Origin of the sequence: Veillonella rogosae JCM 15642 (assembly GCF_002959775.1) — a bacterium.
Taxonomy (GTDB): Bacteria; Bacillota; Negativicutes; order Veillonellales; family Veillonellaceae; genus Veillonella; species Veillonella rogosae.
The window spans coordinates 329065-348826 of the sequence record NZ_PPCX01000002.1; the positions used below are offsets into that span (position 1 = coordinate 329065).

Annotated in this window: 17 protein-coding genes, 1 pseudogene and 1 other annotated feature; of the genes and pseudogenes, 1 reads left to right on the plus strand and 17 read right to left on the minus strand. The window is 38.2% G+C overall.

The annotated features are described in order from the left end of the window. Nucleotides 1–7 precede the first annotated feature (7 nt). The 16 genes from rnr to VRHSUH09_RS01925 all read right to left on the minus strand — a co-directional run bounded on the left by rnr (nt 8) and on the right by VRHSUH09_RS01925 (nt 18200). Nucleotides 8–2371: a ribonuclease R gene (gene rnr, locus VRHSUH09_RS01850; protein ID WP_105081209.1), complete on the minus strand. Its 2364-nt coding sequence runs from the start codon at nt 2369–2371 to the stop codon at nt 8–10. Nucleotides 2372–2426: 55 nt separating this feature from the next. Further along, on the minus strand, nt 2427–2663 hold the full coding sequence (gene secG / locus VRHSUH09_RS01855) for a preprotein translocase subunit SecG (RefSeq protein ID WP_009351331.1): 237 nt from the start codon (nt 2661–2663) through the stop codon (nt 2427–2429). 5 nt (nt 2664–2668) lie between these two features. Further along, the gene (gene sigH / locus VRHSUH09_RS01860; protein WP_024066834.1) at nt 2669–3343 is read right to left on the minus strand and encodes an RNA polymerase sporulation sigma factor SigH; all 675 of its coding nucleotides are present in this window, start codon (nt 3341–3343) and stop codon (nt 2669–2671) included. 73 nt (nt 3344–3416) lie between these two features. Next, nucleotides 3417–3950: an NYN domain-containing protein gene (locus VRHSUH09_RS01865; protein ID WP_105081210.1), complete on the minus strand. Its 534-nt coding sequence runs from the start codon at nt 3948–3950 to the stop codon at nt 3417–3419. A gap of 2 nt (nt 3951–3952) precedes the next feature. After that, nucleotides 3953–4684: a 23S rRNA (guanosine(2251)-2'-O)-methyltransferase RlmB gene (gene rlmB / locus VRHSUH09_RS01870; RefSeq protein ID WP_105081211.1), complete on the minus strand. Its 732-nt coding sequence runs from the start codon at nt 4682–4684 to the stop codon at nt 3953–3955. Between the two features lies 1 nt (nt 4685). Next, complete coding sequence (locus VRHSUH09_RS01875; protein WP_054747591.1) at nt 4686–5162, minus strand: Mini-ribonuclease 3; 477 nt, start codon at nt 5160–5162, stop codon at nt 4686–4688. Continuing rightward, entirely contained in the window at nt 5152–6600 is a 1449-nt protein-coding gene (gene cysS / locus VRHSUH09_RS01880) for a cysteine--tRNA ligase (RefSeq protein WP_105081212.1), read from the minus strand. Before cysS ends, VRHSUH09_RS01875 begins: the two co-directional genes overlap by 11 nt. 48 nt (nt 6601–6648) lie before the next feature. Continuing rightward, nucleotides 6649–6855, minus strand: a binding site (T-box leader). Nucleotides 6856–7117: 262 nt separating this feature from the next. After that, the gene (locus VRHSUH09_RS01885) at nt 7118–8071 is read right to left on the minus strand and encodes a bile acid:sodium symporter family protein (RefSeq protein WP_245875975.1); all 954 of its coding nucleotides are present in this window, start codon (nt 8069–8071) and stop codon (nt 7118–7120) included. 135 nt (nt 8072–8206) lie between these two features. Further along, nucleotides 8207–9676: a glutamate--tRNA ligase gene (gene gltX, locus VRHSUH09_RS01890; protein ID WP_105081213.1), complete on the minus strand. Its 1470-nt coding sequence runs from the start codon at nt 9674–9676 to the stop codon at nt 8207–8209. A 2-nt stretch (nt 9677–9678) separates the two neighbouring features. Continuing rightward, nucleotides 9679–10854 carry a 2-C-methyl-D-erythritol 4-phosphate cytidylyltransferase gene (gene ispD, locus VRHSUH09_RS01895; RefSeq protein ID WP_105081214.1) on the minus strand — a complete coding sequence of 392 codons (1176 nt, stop codon included), beginning with the start codon at nt 10852–10854 and terminating at the stop codon, nt 9679–9681. Continuing rightward, nucleotides 10838–11989 (minus strand): PIN/TRAM domain-containing protein, encoded by a 1152-nt coding sequence (locus VRHSUH09_RS01900; RefSeq protein WP_009351353.1) that lies wholly within the window; start codon nt 11987–11989, stop codon nt 10838–10840. The genes ispD and VRHSUH09_RS01900 overlap by 17 nt, the downstream gene beginning before the upstream one ends. Before the next feature lie 15 nt (nt 11990–12004). Then, a complete protein-coding gene (gene radA / locus VRHSUH09_RS01905; RefSeq protein ID WP_105081215.1) occupies nt 12005–13378 on the minus strand; it encodes a DNA repair protein RadA in 1374 nt (457 codons plus the stop codon). A 168-nt stretch (nt 13379–13546) separates the two neighbouring features. Then, nucleotides 13547–15994, minus strand: coding sequence for an ATP-dependent Clp protease ATP-binding subunit (locus VRHSUH09_RS01910; protein ID WP_105081216.1), 2448 nt, complete (start codon nt 15992–15994; stop codon nt 13547–13549). Between the two features lie 109 nt (nt 15995–16103). Then, nucleotides 16104–17165, minus strand: coding sequence for a protein arginine kinase (locus VRHSUH09_RS01915; RefSeq protein WP_105081217.1), 1062 nt, complete (start codon nt 17163–17165; stop codon nt 16104–16106). Nucleotides 17166–17174: 9 nt separating this feature from the next. Then, nucleotides 17175–17714, minus strand: coding sequence for a UvrB/UvrC motif-containing protein (locus tag VRHSUH09_RS01920; RefSeq protein WP_054747584.1), 540 nt, complete (start codon nt 17712–17714; stop codon nt 17175–17177). 6 nt (nt 17715–17720) lie between these two features. After that, nucleotides 17721–18200, minus strand: a complete 480-nt coding sequence (locus VRHSUH09_RS01925) for a CtsR family transcriptional regulator (RefSeq protein WP_054747582.1) — start codon at nt 18198–18200, stop codon at nt 17721–17723. Nucleotides 18201–18541: 341 nt separating this feature from the next. Between VRHSUH09_RS01925 and VRHSUH09_RS01930 the strand changes: the two genes are divergently transcribed. After that, entirely contained in the window at nt 18542–19048 is a 507-nt protein-coding gene (locus VRHSUH09_RS01930) for an S-adenosylmethionine decarboxylase family protein (RefSeq protein WP_009351352.1), read from the plus strand. Nucleotides 19049–19158: 110 nt separating this feature from the next. On the opposite strand, the pseudogene VRHSUH09_RS01935 reads toward VRHSUH09_RS01930, so the two are convergent. Beyond that, nucleotides 19159–19762, minus strand: a pseudogene (locus VRHSUH09_RS01935) (IS256-like element ISVat1 family transposase); the annotation flags it as partial.

Sequence of the window (19762 nt, forward strand, 5' to 3'; positions counted from 1 at the left end):
TTTACCTCTATCGTTTACGTTTACTTTTAGATTTCTTAGATTGACTACATTTTGTGGATTTATTCGACTTCTTACGGGTTGATTTGCCTTTGCCAGATTTTTTACTGAAAGCATCATAACGAGAACGACCAGTTTTATTGTCATCGCGTCGTGAAGATTTTTTACCTCTCTTACTTGAGGATTTGCGATCTTTACGACTACCAAAGCTATCTCGACTAGAAGCATAATCGGAACCATTGCGCAATTGTTCTTGGATAGCCATCAAATTATCTACTTCACCTAGAACAAAGTCAATTTGTTTCTTTTCTACATCGGCTTTTACAAGGGTAACAGTAACCTTATCACCTAGATGATATGTTTTACCTGTACGTTTGCCAACGAGAACAAAATGTTCTTCGTCAAAGAAATAGTAATCATCGTTCATCATGCTAATATGCACGAGGCCATCGATGCCGTTTTCTAACTCAACAAACATACCAAAGGATGTAATACTTGCAATACTGCCTTCAAAGACTTCGCCAACGAATGGAACCATATATTGAGTCTTTTTAAGGTCTGTAGTTTCTCGTTCAGCCTCTGTTGCCACTTGCTCTTGAATAGAGGAATGTTCAACAGCACCAGCTAAAAAAGCGTCCTCTACATCTCGCTTGGAATATCCATTTTTCCAATGCATATCTGCTTTTAAAAGACGATGAACCATCAAATCTGGATAACGTCGGATTGGAGATGTAAAATGGGTATAACATGTAGATGCTAAACCAAAATGTCCTGCATTTTCTATGCTGTATTTTGCTTGTTGCATAGATCGTAAGGTCATAATCTGAGCTACTTGCTCAATATCCTGCCCCTTCACCACATCTAAGATTTTTTGGAAATCTCGAGGTGTTACGCCATCGACACTAAGAACGAGATTTTGACCTAAGTAATTTAGTACCTTTTGGAATAAATCTAACTTTTCTTCACTTGGACTTTCATGAATACGATATACCGAAGTGCGATGTGTATTTTTCAAATGAGTCGCTACCGTTTCATTGGCGATAAGCATACATTCTTCGATAAGGCGCTCTGCCATTGTGCGATCTCGTTTAACGATACGTAACGGCGTACCATCTAGGTCAAGCAAAACCTTATATTCAGGGAAATCAAAGTCTAAGGCACCTCTACGACGGCGCATGCGATTTAAAATTTTCGAAATTTCTGCTAAGTCCCGTAACATAGGCATAAAGTCTTGTAAATCATCGGGAATAATGTTTTCTTCTAGTGCCTTATATACTTCTTTATAACTACAACGTCGTCCAACATGGATAATAGATGGTCTAATACGATAATTAACGACAGTACCAGAATCATCAATTTCCATTATACAGGTCATAGCATAACGGTCTTCATGAGCATTTAAGCTACAAATACCGTTTGATAATACCTCAGGTAACATCGGTACTACACGGTCTACTAAATAAACAGATGTCCCCCGCTTATAGGCCTCATTATCGATAGGCTGCCCAGATGTTACATAGTGGCTTACGTCCGCAATATGTACGCCTAATTCGTAATTACCATTCGGTAATTTACGACCACTCACAGCATCATCAAGATCTTTTGCATCCTCACCATCAATAGTAACCATTTGTAAATCTCGAAGGTCCCAACGTTTTGGGTCTTCATGGATAACAGTATCGATTTTCTTACTAGCCTTAATAACCTCATCAGGGAAATCAAAAGGAATCTTATGATTCGCCATGATGCAGTTAATATCAAGGCCCACATCGCCTTTATAGCCTAGAACTTCTGTTATAATACCTTCTGGCTTTTTATCGCCTTCAGGCCATTTTGTAATTTTAACTAATACTTTAGCGCCACTACGAGCATCTAAAGTATTTTTCAAATCTACAAATATATCTGTACCGATACGTTCATCATCAGGCACAACAAAGCCAAAGTGTTGTTGTCTATCATAGGTGCCAACTACAGTTTCATTAGCACGCTCAATAACATCAACAATAATACCTTCTCGTTTATGTTTTGTATAGTCAGATGGCACTACGCGAACACGCACTTTGTCGTTATGCATGGCAGTGCCCTTATTTTGTTCAGCCACATAAATATCTTCATCATCGAGCATGATAACAAAGCCGTAAGATTTACGATATCCTTTGTAAATCCCTTCATATTCTTCATACTGCTGCTCTTCATATTGATATACATCGGGGCGCGTACAAGTTAATACACCTTCCCGAGCAAGCATTTTAGCAGAGCGAATAAACATTTCTAGGTCTTTACCACCTCGAATATGATTATCCATTGCTGCATCTTCAATATGATATGCATGTGGTTGGATAGATTTATAAAAGTCCAATACTTTTTTCTTCAAATTTTCACCTCCTTAGGATGTAAAAAGAAAAAGCCTGCAAAGCAGGCTTTCATCATTAGAATTGATTAATCATTGCCCCTAATACTAAGCTCAACACAGCAAAGATAATCCCTAAAATAATTGTACATCTAGATAAGAAACCGTCTACACCACGGGCCTTACCACCAAAAGAGGAGTCTGCCGCACCAGAAACAGCACCGCCCATGCCAGAGCTTTTGCTATTTTGTGCCACAACTACTACGATTAATAAAATTGATACGATTACTTCTAGGATCATTAAAAAATTTGTCACGACTGTCATCCTTCCTGTGAGGCTCTAGGCGAACCCAATACACGATGTTCTAAATACTTCTCTAATTTACGTTTAACCCTTTGCAGTGCATTGTCGATAGATTTAACACTGCGATCTGTGACCTCAGCCATTTCTTGATAAGAACGTCCATCTAGATATCCTTCCAAGACCTCCCACTCGAGATCACTTAAAATATGACCGATATTGCGCTCAATATCATCCAATTCCTCTTTACTGATAATGAGGTCCTCCGGGTTTGTAACCTTTGCGGAGGATAGCATTTCGATCAATGTACGCTCTGATTCCTCTGTATATACCGGTTTATTAAGAGATATATAGGAATTTAAAGGCGCATGTTTTTGTCTTGTAGCCGATTTAATGGCCGTAATAATTTGTCTAGTTATACACAATTCTGCAAAGGCTCTGAAAGACGCTAATTTATCATGTTTAAAATCGCGCGTCGCCTTGTAGAGTCCAATCATACCTTCTTGGATAATGTCCTCTCGATCCGCACCTACTAAAAAATAGGAACGGGCCTTAGCTCGAACAAAGTTCTTATATTTATTTACAATATAATCGATTGCAAACACATTTTGCTCTTCTTGAGCTATGACCACAACTTGCTCATCGGTCATTTCCTTGAAATTGTAATCGGACTTGCGTGTATGAATTAATTTCATAAGCTCCTCCTTACAATTGAGCGAGAAAAACCAATATATTTATTATACTGGAAGTGTATTTGATTTTCAACTATCAATGGCCTCGTCGCAATTTCTCTAGCTTTTCAGCCACTTCAGGAGATAATAAGCCTCCTACTTCATTACGTCGCAAGCTAAATTGATCTCGTCTATGTTCATGAGCATATTGCTGTCGTTCCTCTTCCTTAGCGAGACGAATCATATTCTGTAGCTCTCGTGCAGAGATTCGCAACCCGCCAGATCCAAGAATTTGATTCTGTTCTGCCCCGTCAGAAGTCACAACATATACATTGGTATATTTGCCTTTACGCAAAAATACCTCACGTTCTATAAAGGAATCTGCCGTTTCTCCATCGTCAGTATAGACCTCTATAAAACCATTAGTAATAACTTCAACTGAACCACCAGATTTCGTATATTTACCGTCAAATACAAGGATTACTTCATATCCCTTGAATTTTCCGTAATTTAATAACTTATCTCTCAATTCCATTCGAGCATGCTCTAATGATTCATGTGCTAATTTCTTTAGATGAGTCCAGGCGAAGATCACATTATAGCCATCTACAATTAAGATATCTTTTAACATAGTTATTTCGCTTGGCGTTGACGTACCGCCTCATACATGAGAACAGCAGCTGCAACTGATGCATTTAAGGAATTTAAATTTCCATACATAGGGATTGTTACAAGGAAGTCACAAGCCTCTTTTACAACGCGACTAAGCCCCTTTCCTTCGTTACCAATGACGATAACCGTAGGAATCGTCATATCCGCCTCATACAAGGTACGATCACCTTCCATATGGGCACCCATTACCCAAAAACCTTGTTTTTGTAGTTGCTTAATAGTTTGAGCTACGTTGCCCACTTGTACTAGGGGAATTTGTTCAATAGCCCCAGCAGAAGTTTTAGCAACTGTCGCATTAATAGGTGCATTATGACGCTTAGGAATGAGTACAGCCGTAGCCCCTACACATTCTGCAGTACGAATGATAGCCCCCATATTATGAGGATCCTCTACACCATCTGTTAAAATGAGCAAAGGTACTTCATGTGTAGTTTCTTGTAAAACTTCGCCCAATTCCTTAAATTGTACCGCCGATACTAGGGCAATAACCCCCTGATGTGGTACATCTAAGTCATACTTGTTCATTTGTTTAATAGGTGTAGGTCTAACTTCAATACCTTGGGATTTAGCAAGGCCAACGATATCAGCTAAACCAGTTTTCACCTTATCTTCGCTGACCATAATACGTTGAATTGAACGACCACTTTTAAGGGCTTCTTTAACCGCATTGCGGCCTACAATATAATTATCCATACTACATACCTCGAAGAGTTATAGAAAAGGCTTGCCCCATAATATGTTGTAAGCGCTCATCTTGACGCGTTTCATAAAGAAAACCTAGTACAGCTTCAAATGCCGTACTACTGCGATATTCTTGAACAGTACTGCTCTTTGGTACATTGACATTACTATTTCTAGCACGTCTAGCAATAGCTTGCTCTTGTTCTGTAAAAGTATCTTCTATCGCAAGCAACACTTTCGCTTGTGACTTAGCACAAATAAATTCAGTAACAATGGTGTGTAATACTTGTACCTTCGTAATATTCATTTGCACAACTCGCTCACGCACATACATGGAGTACACTGCGTCACCAATATAGGCAAGCATGACTGCATCAGCACTAAGGCATTCCTCTACAGTTCGATTGCGCAAACGAAGCGGCTCTTGTTCAAGAGCCGTCAGTTTTTTTATCGCTTCATTCTTTAAGAATTGAAATTGTTTAAACTTCACGTTTTTTCCACCGTGCACCTTGAGGAGAATCCTCAATAGTAATACCGATTTCAGACAAGCGATCGCGGATGCAATCAGCTAATGCCCATTGTTTTTGTTCACGGCACGCTTGACGTACAGACAAGATAACTTGCATTAATTCTTCGTATTCAGCAGCGTTAGCGCCAGTATTGCCTTCCCATGCTTTTTCGAGAACGCCGATTACATCTGTCATGAATTTGAAGATACGTTTAACTTCCGCAATAGCTTCTTGGCAAACAACACCTTCTTTGCTAGTCATTGCTTGGTAGTAAATATTGATTTCTTTTGCAAGGCCAAACATGCTTGATGTAGCCAATGCCGTATTGAAGTCATCACTCATAGCCACTTCAAATTCTTCTTCAAAGGTTTTAGCTTTCTCCAACAAACGTTGTGCATCTTCGCATTGACCTGGTTCACATTTTTCAAGGTAAAGAAGGTTTTCAATAGCTGTGCTTAAACGTTCTAAAGATTTATTTGCTTCTTCTAAGCGCTCATCAGAGAAATCCAATGGACTGCGATAATGCGTGCTCAACAAGAAGTAACGTAAAGCGTCAGGGCTATATTGTTCTAAAATATCTTTTACCAAGAAGAAGTTATTCAAGGATTTAGACATTTTTTCAGAGTTGATCGTAATAAAGCCATTGTGCAACCAGTAACGAACTGCTGGATGTTGGCCAGAACAACCTTCAGATTGAGCGATTTCATTTTCATGATGTGGGAAGATCAAGTCACTACCACCACCATGGAAATCGAATTCTGTACCTAAGTATTTTTGGCTCATAGCTGAACACTCGATATGCCAACCTGGACGACCATTGCCCCATGGGCTTTCCCAGTAAGGTTCACCTGGTTTTGCCGCTTTCCACAATGCAAAGTCCATAGGATTTTTCTTGCGACCGTCTACTTCAATACGAGCGCCTGCTTCCATATCGTCTAATGTACGGCCAGACAATTCGCCATAATGTTCAAATTTATCGACACTATAGTACACATCGCCATCGAGTTCGTAAGCATAGCCTTTTTCAATCAATGTATTGATCATCGCGATGATATCTTCGATATGCGTAGAAACACGTGGATAAATATCAGCCCGTTGAACGCCAAGAGCGTCCATTACTTCAAAATAACTATCGATATAACGGTTTGCAATAGTATCCCAAGATACACCTTCACCATTAGATGTATTGATGATTTTATCATCTACATCAGTAAAGTTTTGTACATAAGTTACTTTATAACCTACATGTTTCATGTATCGACGAATTACGTCCCACGTTACGAAAGGACGTGCGTTGCCAATATGAGGATGATTATATGGTGTAACACCACATACATACATTTTTGCCTCACCTGGTATAACAGGATTGAATACCTCTTTTTGGCGTGTCATAGTATTATAAACTGTAATTTCTCTCATCGTTACCGATGCCTCCATTTTTGTAAATAAAAAAGACCTCTCATCTCATACAGAGACGATGGTCCGCGGTTCCACTCTGTTAGGTACCAGCAGTGGCACCCACTCATCGCATAACGGCGCGTCACCGGACAAACCTACCTATAATCGGAGTGTCAGCTCGTGAATGCATTTCGTCTACCTATCCATGAACCCTCCCACCATCGGTTCTCGCTAAAAAGTTAGTTGTAGAGTACTTCTTTCAGTCCTAGCTTTTGATTTTATCTATATTTAGATATAGAGTTATTTTACCAAATAATGCTATAGAAAGTCAATATTCATAAGAAAAATCCTCACCATTCCAAATTAATTATTACCCTATTATACATAGGTTTTTAAGTAATTAATTTTCAAATGATGAGGATTAATATAATCAATATATTTGACTGCTATTATCACTATCAACAATAACATTTATATAAAACACGTTAATAGTAATTGATATGTTAATAGTAATTGATATAATCTATATCAATTAAAACTAAGCGTTTTCCAACTTCTCTTGATCGTCATGTTTACGGCAAATACCTGCGAAAATAGAGCCTGTAAAGTTATGAATAATAGAGAACACTGCACCTGCTACCGCAGCTTGTGGTGTAAAATGTTTAAGTGCAAGAGATACGGACAATGCAGAGTTTTGCATCGCTACTTCGATTTGCATTGCGCGACGAGAAGAAACATCAATGCTTAATGCTTTACATACAAAGTACGTTACAATATAACCACTTACATTTTGTACTAAACAAGCAACAAAGATGATAAATCCTGTTTCAGCAATTTGTTTTTGGTTCACCGCTGTAACAGCAGCCAAAATGAGCAATACTGCAATAGCAGCAATTGTTGGACATACATCTTTAACAGGTTCAATTTTAGATCCGATGAAGTAATTCAATACGATACCTAAAATGATCGGTACTAATACGATTTTTACGATAGACATAAACATCGGCATGAATTGAATATCAATAGAGGATGTAGCACCTGCATATAACACAACAAATAAAGGTGTTAAAATTGGAGCTAACAACGTAGATACAGTTGTTGCAGATACAGATAATGGCACATTACCATTGGCAAGGAATGTCATAACATTAGATGCTGTACCACCTGGACAAGCACCTAATAAAATAAAACCAATACCAATTTCTGGCGGGAAATTAAATCCTAAAGCTACCAAGAAGCCTGCCAAAGGCATCCATAAGAACTGGATAACAGATACGAGGATAACCTTCATTGGTTGTTTAAACACATCAAGGAATACTTGTGCTGTCAAAGTTAAACCCATGGCAAACATAACGAATTGTAACATGTACGCAATGTAAGGCGTCATCCAAGAAAATACTGTAGGAAGCATATATGCTAATACAGCCATCAATAGTACGATCCAAGATAGATAACTATTGAATAAGTGGTTAATAGAACGAATAACACTCATAAAAACACTCACTTTCATAATATATAAAATAAAAATACGCCGCCTATTATAACATTTCCATAGAATAATCACAACATATACAAAAAGAGCTCCCATAACTACGTTATGAGAGCTCTCTCCAATTGTCTATAAAGATTATTTTGTTAAAGCACCTACATTATCTAAATTATGTAAGCATTTTTCTTTACCAAGCAAGGTAACGATGTTGTTCAAATCAGGACCATGCATTTGACCTGTTAAAGCAACGCGAATTGGCATAAATACAAACTTACCTTTCAAAGCAGTTTCTTTCATGACTGCCTTAATAGTTGCTTTTACAACTTCAGGTGTAATTTCATCAAGTTCAGCTAATGCATTGCGGAAAGCACTGAGAACTGTAGGAGCTGTTTCTTCATTCAACACAGCACGCAATTCCTCTTCGTGACCTTCTTCAAGGAATACGGTTTCGCCCATGAACATGCCTACGTGATCTTTAATTTGAGCACCATAGCTAATATGGTCGCGGAATGTAGAACATAACAATGTCAACCAATCGATATCAGCTTGATTTAAGCTATCTGAAGCCAAACCAACCTCTTTCAAATGTGGCAAGCAAAGATGGAATAAATCTTCGTCGCTCAAATTTTTCATATAGTGGAAGTTGATATGGTTTAGTTTATCAATATCAAACACTGCTGGGTTCTTAGCTACACGATCCATAGAGAAGGCTTGAATCAATTCATCTGGTGTGAAGAACTCTTCTTCCCCTTCTGGCGCCCAACCAAGAAGTGCTAAGAAGTTTACAAGTGCTTCTGGCAAGTACCCCAATTGTTTGTATTGTTCAACAGATGTTGCACCATGACGTTTGGACATTTTCTTGTAATCTTTACCGAGAATCAAAGAAATATGACCAAATGTAGGAATGTCCCAACCAAGCGCTTCGTAAATAGCCATTTGGCGTGGTGTATTAGATAAATGTTCCTCTGCGCGAATAACATGAGTAATGCCCATCATGTGATCGTCCATTACTACTGCAAAGTTATATACAGGAATACCATCGGATTTAACGATAACAAAGTCACCTACACCGTTAGATTCAAAGGATACACGACCACGAACCATATCGTCGAAAGTATATGTTTTGTTCAAAGGTACACGTAAACGAATTGTTGGTTTACGACCTTCTGCAATATATTTGGCCTTTGTTTCTTCGTCCAAGTGATCACAATGACCATTATATTTAGGCGTTTCACCACGATCCATTTGATCTTGGCGTACAGCATCTAACTCTTCAGCAGAGCAGTAACACTCGTAAGCATGACCTTCATCTAATAGACGTTGTGTTACTTCTTTATATAATTCAAGACGTTCTGTTTGACGGTAAGGGCCATTTTCACCACCTACGTCTACGCCTTCATCCCAGTTCATACCAAGCCATTGTAAGGAAGCCTTGATATTTTCTTCACTTTCACGTGTAGAACGAGATAAATCTGTATCTTCAATGCGCAATACAAATGTACCTTCTTCTTTACGTGCTAATAGCCAGTTAAATAAAGCAGAACGAGCGCCACCAATATGGAATGGACCCGTAGGGCTTGGAGCAAAACGAACTTTCATGGAACTCATGATTATACCTCTCCTTCATATACAGAAACGACAGCTTGTGCAGCAATGCCTTCGCGGCGCCCAATAGCACCAAGCATTTCATTCGTTGTCGCTTTAATACTAATGCGATCTAATGGTATTTCCAATACGGACTGTAAATTAGCCTTCATCGTATCAATGTGAGGTTTTAATTTAGGAGTCTCAGAAATAACCATAATATCAATATTATAGGCTTGTAAGCCACGTTCTTTCAATAAGGAATTTACCTTTTCTAGTAAAAGCATACTAGAAATCCCTTTATATTGGTCATCTTCAGGTGGGAAGTAATAACCAATATCTCTTAAACCAGCAGCACCTAACATAGCATCCATTAATGCGTGAATGAGAACATCCGCATCGGAATGACCATCTGGGCCAAGCTCAGATTCAATTTGAACGCCCCCTAAGATGCATGGACGGCCTGCTTTTAATTGATGAATATCATAACCAAATCCAACGCGCATACGCTTATCCTCAATTCCTAAATACCGTTTTGCTACGGCAATATCATTGGGCGTTGTCACCTTAATATTGCAGTAATCACCTTCTACTATATGTACAGGCTTTCCTAAATATTCCACAAGAGATACATCATCAGTACCTAAATAGTTTAAATCATGAGCCTTTTGATGGGCCACCTTAAATAAATCTTTTTGAAAGCCTTGTGGTGTTTGAATTTGGTATAGCTCACTACGTTTCAATGTTTCAATTACGGTATGTTCTGTATTAACACGTTTAATCGTATCAGTAGCAGGCACACCAACTGTGGCAGCACCATATGTGTTAGCAGCTTCAGCGACAGCACTAAACATTTCTGTAGAGGCTAATGGGCGTGCTCCATCATGAACAAGGACAATATTACTAGATTCATCGACCGCCTTGAGACCGCAAGCAACGGAGTCTTGACGTTCAGCACCACCAAGAACGATATGAACTGGTACTGTAAGGTTCAAGACCTTAATATGTTCAGCCATATAGTCTTGTTCACCATCGGCTACAACGAGAATAATCTCGCTTAAGCCTTGTAATTTAGCAACATTCTGCAAAGTGCGCTGAATAATAGAATAACGACCAAGGGGGATAAATATTTTATTCTCTTTATATGCCATACGGCGTCCCGCCCCTGCGGCAAGAACGATACAGCTAATTACCTTGTCCATTTTGTCCCCCATCTACACGAGCAAAGATCATGCGACCTGCACTCGTTTGTAGTATAGATGTAACCATAACCTCAACATTTTGTCCTACATAAGGTTTACCATCTTCTACGACAATCATCGTACCATCATCAAGATACGCTACACCTTGGTGTACTTCCTTACCTTCTTTCATAACTTGTACGCGAATCCACTCACCTGCAATAAGAGCTGGTTTCAATACATTTGCCAATTCATTGAGGTTAAGTACTTCAATACCTTGTACGCGAGCTACCTTATTCAAGTTAAAATCATTAGTCATCAACTTCCATTGCTTGTCTAAGGCTAGGCGCATCAACTTAGAGTCGACTTCTGTAAGATCATCATAATCGTCTTCTACAACTTCAATGGCAACCTTATTAGCATCTTGCATATCTTTCAAAATATCTAGACCTCGACGACCGCGGTTGCGTTTTGTAGCATCTGCAGAGTCCGAAATAATTTGTAACTCGTTTAATACAAAGAGTGGAACCATTAGAGGTCCTTCAATAAAGCCTGTATTACAAAGTTCTTTAATACGACCATCAATGATAACAGACGTGTCTAGTAATTTAGGCGTACTAGAAGCTTTATCTGATTTATGGGTGGAGAACATTTTAAAGCGACTTGTTTTTTTAGTGCCATCTCCGCCCCATTGTTGTACGTAGTTATTGTACATTTCAGGACCTTTACGGGCCATGAGCTTAAGACCACTATATCCAAAGATAGCGCTAAGAATAATAGGAATGTAAGGTCCTATAATAGGCACTTGATTGAATGCAACACCAATTAAATTTGCAATAATAAGACCGAATAATAAACCGATGGTGCCTGCAATCAATTCTTGATTTGGAATATGCGTGAGTAAGCGCTCTAAACGTTTTGCAATTACTAACCCTTGTTTCAAAATAAATGATGAAATCAAATAGCCAATAATAACACCTAACAATGTACCAACAATTAATACTGCAATACGTGCAACTGTTAATGACATATCTCCCATAGTTTCAAACTGAGAAACTAAATACGGATCGATAATAGGATCTAATGTATCCATCCCTACATAGGCAGCTGTACCTACAAGGATGGCTATTACATAGCGTAAAATCCGATAAATCATCAAATCACCTCCTAATTAAGAAAACACGAGCTGCATCGCCTCTTGAATAGATTTGACGCCTCTAATCTTGATAGAACTATCATTATCCTTGATTTGCTTATAATTGCCTTCAGGAATAATAAACTTTTTAAAGCCTAGTTTTTTAGCTTCATTTATACGCTGCTCGATGCGCGGAATGCTTCGAACATTTCCAGTTAAACCGACCTCTCCTAAGATAACCATATCTGTAGGAACAATACGATTTTTTAAATTAGATACTATTGCTACTGCCATAGACAAGTCACAAGCTGGCTCGTTTACTTTAAGTCCACCAATAACGTTAACATACACGTCTTTATTACCTAATGTAAAGCCACAGCGTTTTTCTAAAACAGCCAATAATACGATTAATCGATTGAGATCGTAACCAATCGCTGTGCGTCTAGGCATGCCAAAGGCCGTGGTAACCACCAAACTTTGCACCTCTACTAAGATTGGGCGAACCCCTTCTAAGTAAATCATGACTGCACTGCCACTTTCCTCATCAGACCGTTCTGCCAATAATGAAGCTGAAGGATTGGATAATTCTTGCAAGCCTTCTTCAACCATAGCGAAAATACCAGTTTCAGATGTTGAGCCAAAACGATTTTTAATGGATCGCAATATGCGGAACTGATAAGATCGTTCCCCTTCAAAGTAAAGCACTACGTCTACCATATGCTCTAACATACGTGGGCCTGCAATATTGCCTTCTTTTGTAACATGACCAATGATAACCGTAGGAATATTGCGTTCTTTACAAAATCGAAGGAGTCGAGATGTACATTCTCGAACTTGACTAACACTGCCTGGAGCAGCATCGATATCACCAGTATACATGGTTTGAATAGAATCAATGACAAGTAAGGATGGCGTCATTGCATCAGCTTGCTCAAGTATATGATCTAAATCTGTATCTGCAATAACTTGTAAACGTTCACTATTGATATGTAGTCGTTCTGCCCGAAGCTTAAGTTGTAACTGAGACTCTTCCCCGGATGCATAAAGAACAGTACCTACAGTATCTGCAACCTTTTGAGAGACTTGCAATAATAGTGTAGATTTACCAATACCTGGATCGCCACCTAAAAGCATTAATGCACCAGGTACTATGCCACCGCCTAATACGCGATCAATTTCACCAAAGGTTGTAGATAAACGTGCAATAGACGAAATTTCAATATCTGGTAAAGCTGTAGGCTTAGTCGTTTGATTCCCTACACCACGGGAAGGTGTACGGCTATGTTTAGTTTCTTTAATAATTTCTTCAACTAATGTATTCCATTCACCACATTGTGGGCAACGACCCATCCACTTAGAAGACTCAGCCCCACAATTTTGACAGAAGAATACTGATTTTGCTTTTGCCATAATGCCTCAAAATATTTTACTAAGAAAGAAAGGTCATGAATGATAACCATTCATGACCTTTTATGCATAATTTTACTACATGGTTAACTATCATTATCCTATAGTATACCATTTAACTTATATTTTTTATATGAAAGGTAGTCATTAACTGTATATTTTGTGTTTTTTCTATACGCTGACAACGATCTCGTTATCCTTGACATCTGCTTTTATAGTTTTTCCTTCTGTAGCATCTCCTTTCAAAATAAGGTCTGATACAGGGTCCTCAATTAATCGTTGAATAGCTCGTTTTAGTGGTCGAGCCCCCATTGTAAAATCAGAACCTTCCTTAACGAGTAATTGCATCGCCTCAGCTGTGATTTCTAATTGAAGCTCACGCTCTTTAAGGCGTTTTGTAACATCACTCATCAAGATAGAGACAATTTGTTGTAAGTCCTCTTCAGTTAATGGTTGGAATACAATCATTTCATCAATACGATTTAAAAACTCAGGTCTGAAATGACGTTTTACAGCATCCATAACAGATTTCTTAGCTTCTTTAAAATCTATACTATTAGATTGATTTATAGAAGATTCAGATTTTTTAGGAGCTAAGAATCCAAGCTCTGGAGAGTTCTTATGTAAAGCTTTAGCACCTAAATTACTCGTCATGATGATAACTGTATTTCTAAAATCTACAGTTCTACCTTGGCTATCAGTAAGGCGACCATCATCAAGAACTTGTAATAAGATATTAAAGAAATCTGCATGTGCTTTCTCTACTTCATCGAGAAGAATAACACTATATGGTTTACGACGCACCGCATCTGTTAATTGACCGCCCTCTTCATAGCCCACATAGCCTGGAGGGGCACCAACTAAGCGTGATACAGTATGCTTTTCCATATATTCAGACATATCAAGTCGAATCATAGCAGATTCATCGCCGAACAAGGAGGATGCAAGTGCTCTTGCTAACTCAGTTTTACCTACCCCTGTTGGACCTAGGAATAAGAATGACCCAATAGGACGTTTAGGATCCTTTAATCCAGCCCTTGCACGGCGCACAGCTTTAGCTACAGCTGTAACAGCATCATCTTGACCTACTACGCGTTTATGAAGCTCTTTTTCCAAGTGGAGCAAGGTTTCAGATTCTTCTTCTGCTATTTTAGCCACTGGAATCCCCGTCCATTGAGCCACTACTGCTGCTATATCATCTTCTGTAACTACTAACTTTTGATCACTTTCTTCTTTTGCTGCAGATTTTTTATCACTAATGTCTTTTACTAGAGTTTTCTCTTCATCGCGTAGTTTAGCAGCCTTTTCAAAGTCTTGGGATGTAACGGCTGCTTCTTTCTCGTTTTTGACTACCTTTAGACGTTCTTCTAGAGCCTTAACATCTGGTGCTGTAGAAAATACTTGCATACGCACCTTAGATGCAGCTTCATCCACCACATCAATAGCTTTATCAGGCAAGAATCTGTCTGTAATATATCTACTTGATAAGGACACAGCTGCTTTTAACGCTTCATCCGTTATTTTAGCCTTATGGAATGCTTCATAGCGATCTCGTAAGCCCTTTAGAATTTCAAGAGCATCCTCTTCGTTAGGTTCTCCTACTTGAACAGGTTGGAAACGACGCTCTAAAGCAGCATCCTTTTCAATGTGTTTTTTATATTCATCAAGAGTTGTAGCACCAATAACTTGGAACTCGCCACGTGCTAAAGCAGGCTTCAAAATATTAGCTGCATCCATAGCACCTTCAGTGGCACCGGCACCAACTAAAGTATGAATTTCATCGATAAAGATTATCATGTCATCATGTTGTTGTACTTCATCGATAGCTTTTTTCAACCGTTCTTCAAATTCACCACGGTATTTAGCACCGGCAAGCATGGCACCAATGCTAAGCGAAATAATTCTCTTATTCCGTAAAATTTCAGGTACATTACCGGTAACAATACGTTGCGCTAAACCTTCGGCAATGGCAGTTTTACCTACCCCTGGCTCACCGATGAGAACAGGATTATTTTTAGTTCTACGACTTAGAATTTGAATAACCCGTTGAATCTCAGTATCTCGACCGATAACAGGGTCAATTTTACCTTGTTTAGCATACTCATTAAGATCTGTGGCAAAATCAGATAAATCACCTAATTCGCCATCTCCATTGGAGCCTTCTTGACCATCATTATGGCCCTTAGAATTAGAACCAAGAATATTACGAATAGCATCTACTACATCATTAGTTCTAACATCCATAGATTGTAATATGGCAGCTGCAACACCGCTACCATCACTTAGTAAACCGAGTAGAATATGCTCAGTACCTACATAATTATGATTCATGCGGTTTGCCATTTGAACTGCCAGTTCAAGTACATATTTAACGCGAGGTGTCATGTATATAGAGGTCGCTTTTTTATTACCGCGACCTACATGGTCCTCTACAGCTTCAAAAATATCTTCCGTAACTATACCAAGCTCTTCTAAAGCCTTAGCTGCTACACTATTTTTAACCTTTGTAAGGCCGATGAGTACGTGTTCAGTTCCCACATAGTCGTGCCCTAGCTCTAAAGCAGCCTCTTGTGCTAAAGTAAGGACTTTCTGTGCATCGTCTGTGAACCGTTGCATCATAATATCACCTCATCTATCTATGTAAATTGTAATTGTATCTCTTCAAATATATGTAAACAATGATGGGAAACACCATTGGAATATCAATAGAGTATTTGTGAAATTTATACTATTTTGAAAGTTTTTGACGTATTACTTTAGCTCGATAGCTATCGCGATCGGCCTCTGTCAAATCTTCATTACCTAAATATTTAGTAAGGAAATTAGGTCGAGTTATAGACACCAACTCATTAAAGGTATCATTTCCCCAAGGTGGTAAAATATCTAAATCTACGCCTAATTGAATATCGCTTAGTTTTGTTAATGCTTCTTTACCATTAACACGGCGCGCATATTGTAGAACTCCGTAGGATCTCCACAGAACATCTTCTAAACCTTCTTTATCATTATGTAATAAAGATTGACGAGATTTACGCTCTTCTGCAATTATGCCTTCTACAATCTTGGTTAATTGTTCAATCGTTGCTTCTTCACTTATTCCCATAGTACGTTGATTTGAAATTTGGTAAATAGCGCCTAAAGACTCGGAGCCTTCACCGTACAAACCTCGTACAGAGTATCCTAATTGAATTATGCTACGAATGAGTCGTGTAATTCGCCCAGACATAGTTAAGGCCGGCAAGTGTAACATTACAGATGCTCTCAATCCAGTTCCTACATTTGTAGGGCATGCCGTCAAATAACCAAAGCGTTCATCAAAAGCATAGGGATGCTTTGCCTCGATAGCCTTATCGATTTGCACTGCATGGTCATAAGCCTGTTGCAATTGAAGTCCAGAAGCCATTGATTGGATCCGTAAGTGATCCTCTTCATTCACCATAATTACAATAGATGCATCATCAGATACAACCAAGTTACGATATGGTAATTTTTCTTCAAGAGCGGGGCTCATTAGGTGTTTTTCTACTAATACAGCCCGCTCACTTTGACTTAACTGCTCTAGACTAATATTGGAATATTGATGTCCGTCTGCCTCTTTCAAAGGTTGCAGCAATCCTCTAGAAATTGCATGTACTTTTTCTAAAGCAGATGTATCATTACGATTTGTAAATAATAGTCCGTCAAAGTTTCGAGCCAAACGAATACGACTAGAGATTACAATGTGATCTGTCGCTTCTGTATCGTGGCGTAACCACTGACTTAAAGGAGAGTCCAATATAGTATCTAACATAAGAACCTCCTACTCTTTACCGCCATCGATAATAGCTTCTAATTCTTTAATTTTATCTCTTAAGATAGCAGCCTCTTCAAATTTTTCAGCTTGAACTGCTGTATCTAATTGATGACGCAATCGCTTCACTTCATATTTAGCTTTAAACACATTAGTTCCACGACTAGGTACAGTTCCTTCATATTCAGAACTCCCTTGAATACGTTGTAATAAGGGATCTATTTCACTATTAAAAGTCTCATAACATTGACCGCAGCCAAACCTACCTACTCGATTAAATTCGTCATAAGTAATACCACACTGAGGACATCTCTTAGATTGATGAGATTTTAATAAGTTATCTGGATAAACCATGTTTTTAAAAAAATCATTGGTAAAAAAGCTATTATCCCACATATCATTCATAAAAGAACTATAGGGAGATAATTTACCCTCTTGTTGTAACTCGGTAGCGCAAGTACCACAAAGATGTTGTTCCGTCTTTTGATTATTGACGATATTAGTCATATGAATGGTCGCTTCATTCTTATGGCAATGATCACATAACATCGATCATCACTCCTTCCGCAGTGTATCCACCATTGTTGCGTAAAGCTGACGAACAGCCTCATTGCGCTCTTCAATATCTACATTTTCAATCAAAGTAGCAAAAGAGTTATGCATTAATTGAGCTTCACGACGAGTAATCTTTTCAGATTGAAGTAATTGGAACAACGATTGATCTACGTCTCGCATATCAATTAATCGTTCCACCGTATTTTGACCTTCATAAATACGATATGTCGTTACGGCAGGTAAAGAATCAGAGCTTTCTGGGTTTAGTTTTTTGATGCGAATATAACCACCTAAGCCGCGTCTAGATTCAACATCAAAACCACGTTCATTAGAAAAGCGTGTACTCAATACGTAACTAATTTGGGATGGTGCACAATTTAGTTCATCAGCTAATTCGTTACGTTTTAAAATTAGCTTTTCTTGTTCTTCACGCATACGGTCTAATATAAATTTTTCTATTTTATCAGCTATCATACTCATAAAAAACACCCCTTTAAAATATATTTACTATAGTTTTTGACTATTTGTTCTTTGATACAATTCCATTATATTTGACTATTTGACTTTAGTCAATATAAAAGTCAAACTTCATAGTACTCACATTTGACCTATTATCTACGTTTATACATTTTAAAATTAGGAAAAGCTTTATTATACCTGAGTTTTTCTATATATATTTAATAAGTCAAATCACACTAAATAGTTTTGACTTTTATTCTATTTTTTAATTCATTTTTTTAATTCATTGTTCTATGATTGGACTTAATCTTTAATTCTATGTATAATAAATGAGATATTATATTCCGAAAGAAGGTGTTATTATGGCAGAAGCATTAGGACAAGAACTGTTAATTGATTTATATTCCTGTGACGAAGATGCAATTTCATCCGCTACAGCTGTACAAGAAAGTGTAGCTACTGCATTTGATTTAGCTGAACTTGATGTTGATGAAATCAGTTGTCAGGTTATGGACGAGGAGATCGCCCTCCTTTCTGTTGCACCAGGCTTTCACTTTACATTGCACACATATCCTGCATTAGGTTATGTAGCAGTTGATTTGTACTCTTTCGAGCAATCCTTACCACTTACATTGATTATGAAAGCATTGCGTAAATCTTTCAGAGCAGAAAAGGTAAAAGCAACGAGTGTACAACGCGGTGACTTTGGCAACGAACGAGACATGAAGCCACGTCGTAAAACTAAAATCACTACTCTTGGTCGCGTATCTCGCACAAGAATCCAACTCAAACAAACAGGCGGCAAATTGAAAAAACAAAGTGCTAAGGTTATTAAAACATTAGCTAAAAAAAGTGGCTTAAAGAAATAAAAAAAGCTAGAGGTTATGATATATACCCCATTTACTGGTTGTCCAGTAAAGGGAGTACATATCAGTTATCCTCTAGCTTTTTTGGGTTATAGGACAAAAAGTGTGTGTGACTAATCCCAATAAGTTGGAAAATCTGTAGACATATGTAGCTCATTCCAAACAGGAGCATCACCCCATTGAGGGATTGAACGATCTATTTGGCAATAATCAGATAACCGTTTGTAGATAGCAGCAATCGATTCATCTGTAGGCATACAATTTAATATATCTGAAATAGAAAGCGGTCTTGGTGAGTGCATATAGCACCACCAATAGACCGCTTTTAGTCTTCTTTCAAGTGAAAGACCCCTATGAGCCCGTAGCATACTTCTTAGTTGAGCATTTACTCCACCTTCAATACGATTATTTGTTGTAGGTATTGTAATATCAAAACATTCCAAAAAAGTAAATAAAGTTTGTTGCCTAATCAGACGCCATAATGATGATTCAGCCTTAAGCAAACGCTCATGTGTAGAGCGTTTGTTTCCGAATTCATCAATCGTCATTTCTCGTAAAAAATCAGAATATGTCATTCGCCACGCTGAAAGCTCATTAATCCATATAAAGGCTTGATCCATTGTTTTCACATTAAATAAAGCTTTGGCAAGACTATAAAGGTCCTTCCCAGCTAACGTTTTAGGTCTACTTGTCGTATATCGTCTAACCTGACAAAAA

What these genes read in the sequence shown, in the direction of transcription:
- VRHSUH09_RS01910 (WP_105081216.1), bottom strand. Translation starts at nt 15,994, where the DNA reads ATGATGCAACGGTTCACAGACGATGCACAGAAAGTCCTTACTTTAGCA.
- cysS (WP_105081212.1), bottom strand. Translation starts at nt 6,600, where the DNA reads ATGAGAGAAATTACAGTTTATAATACTATGACACGCCAAAAAGAGGTA.
- sigH (WP_024066834.1), bottom strand. Translation starts at nt 3,343, where the DNA reads ATGAAATTAATTCATACACGCAAGTCCGATTACAATTTCAAGGAAATG.
- rlmB (WP_105081211.1), bottom strand. Translation starts at nt 4,684, where the DNA reads ATGGATAATTATATTGTAGGCCGCAATGCGGTTAAAGAAGCCCTTAAA.
- VRHSUH09_RS01865 (WP_105081210.1), bottom strand. Translation starts at nt 3,950, where the DNA reads ATGTTAAAAGATATCTTAATTGTAGATGGCTATAATGTGATCTTCGCC.
- VRHSUH09_RS01920 (WP_054747584.1), bottom strand. Translation starts at nt 17,714, where the DNA reads ATGTTATGTGATCATTGCCATAAGAATGAAGCGACCATTCATATGACT.
- VRHSUH09_RS01885 (WP_245875975.1), bottom strand. Translation starts at nt 8,071, where the DNA reads ATGAGTGTTATTCGTTCTATTAACCACTTATTCAATAGTTATCTATCT.
- VRHSUH09_RS01900 (WP_009351353.1), bottom strand. Translation starts at nt 11,989, where the DNA reads ATGATTTATCGGATTTTACGCTATGTAATAGCCATCCTTGTAGGTACA.
- VRHSUH09_RS01930 (WP_009351352.1), top strand. Translation starts at nt 18,542, where the DNA reads ATGGCAGAAGCATTAGGACAAGAACTGTTAATTGATTTATATTCCTGT.
- gltX (WP_105081213.1), bottom strand. Translation starts at nt 9,676, where the DNA reads ATGAGTTCCATGAAAGTTCGTTTTGCTCCAAGCCCTACGGGTCCATTC.
- VRHSUH09_RS01915 (WP_105081217.1), bottom strand. Translation starts at nt 17,165, where the DNA reads ATGTTAGATACTATATTGGACTCTCCTTTAAGTCAGTGGTTACGCCAC.
- ispD (WP_105081214.1), bottom strand. Translation starts at nt 10,854, where the DNA reads ATGGACAAGGTAATTAGCTGTATCGTTCTTGCCGCAGGGGCGGGACGC.
- radA (WP_105081215.1), bottom strand. Translation starts at nt 13,378, where the DNA reads ATGGCAAAAGCAAAATCAGTATTCTTCTGTCAAAATTGTGGGGCTGAG.
- VRHSUH09_RS01925 (WP_054747582.1), bottom strand. Translation starts at nt 18,200, where the DNA reads ATGAGTATGATAGCTGATAAAATAGAAAAATTTATATTAGACCGTATG.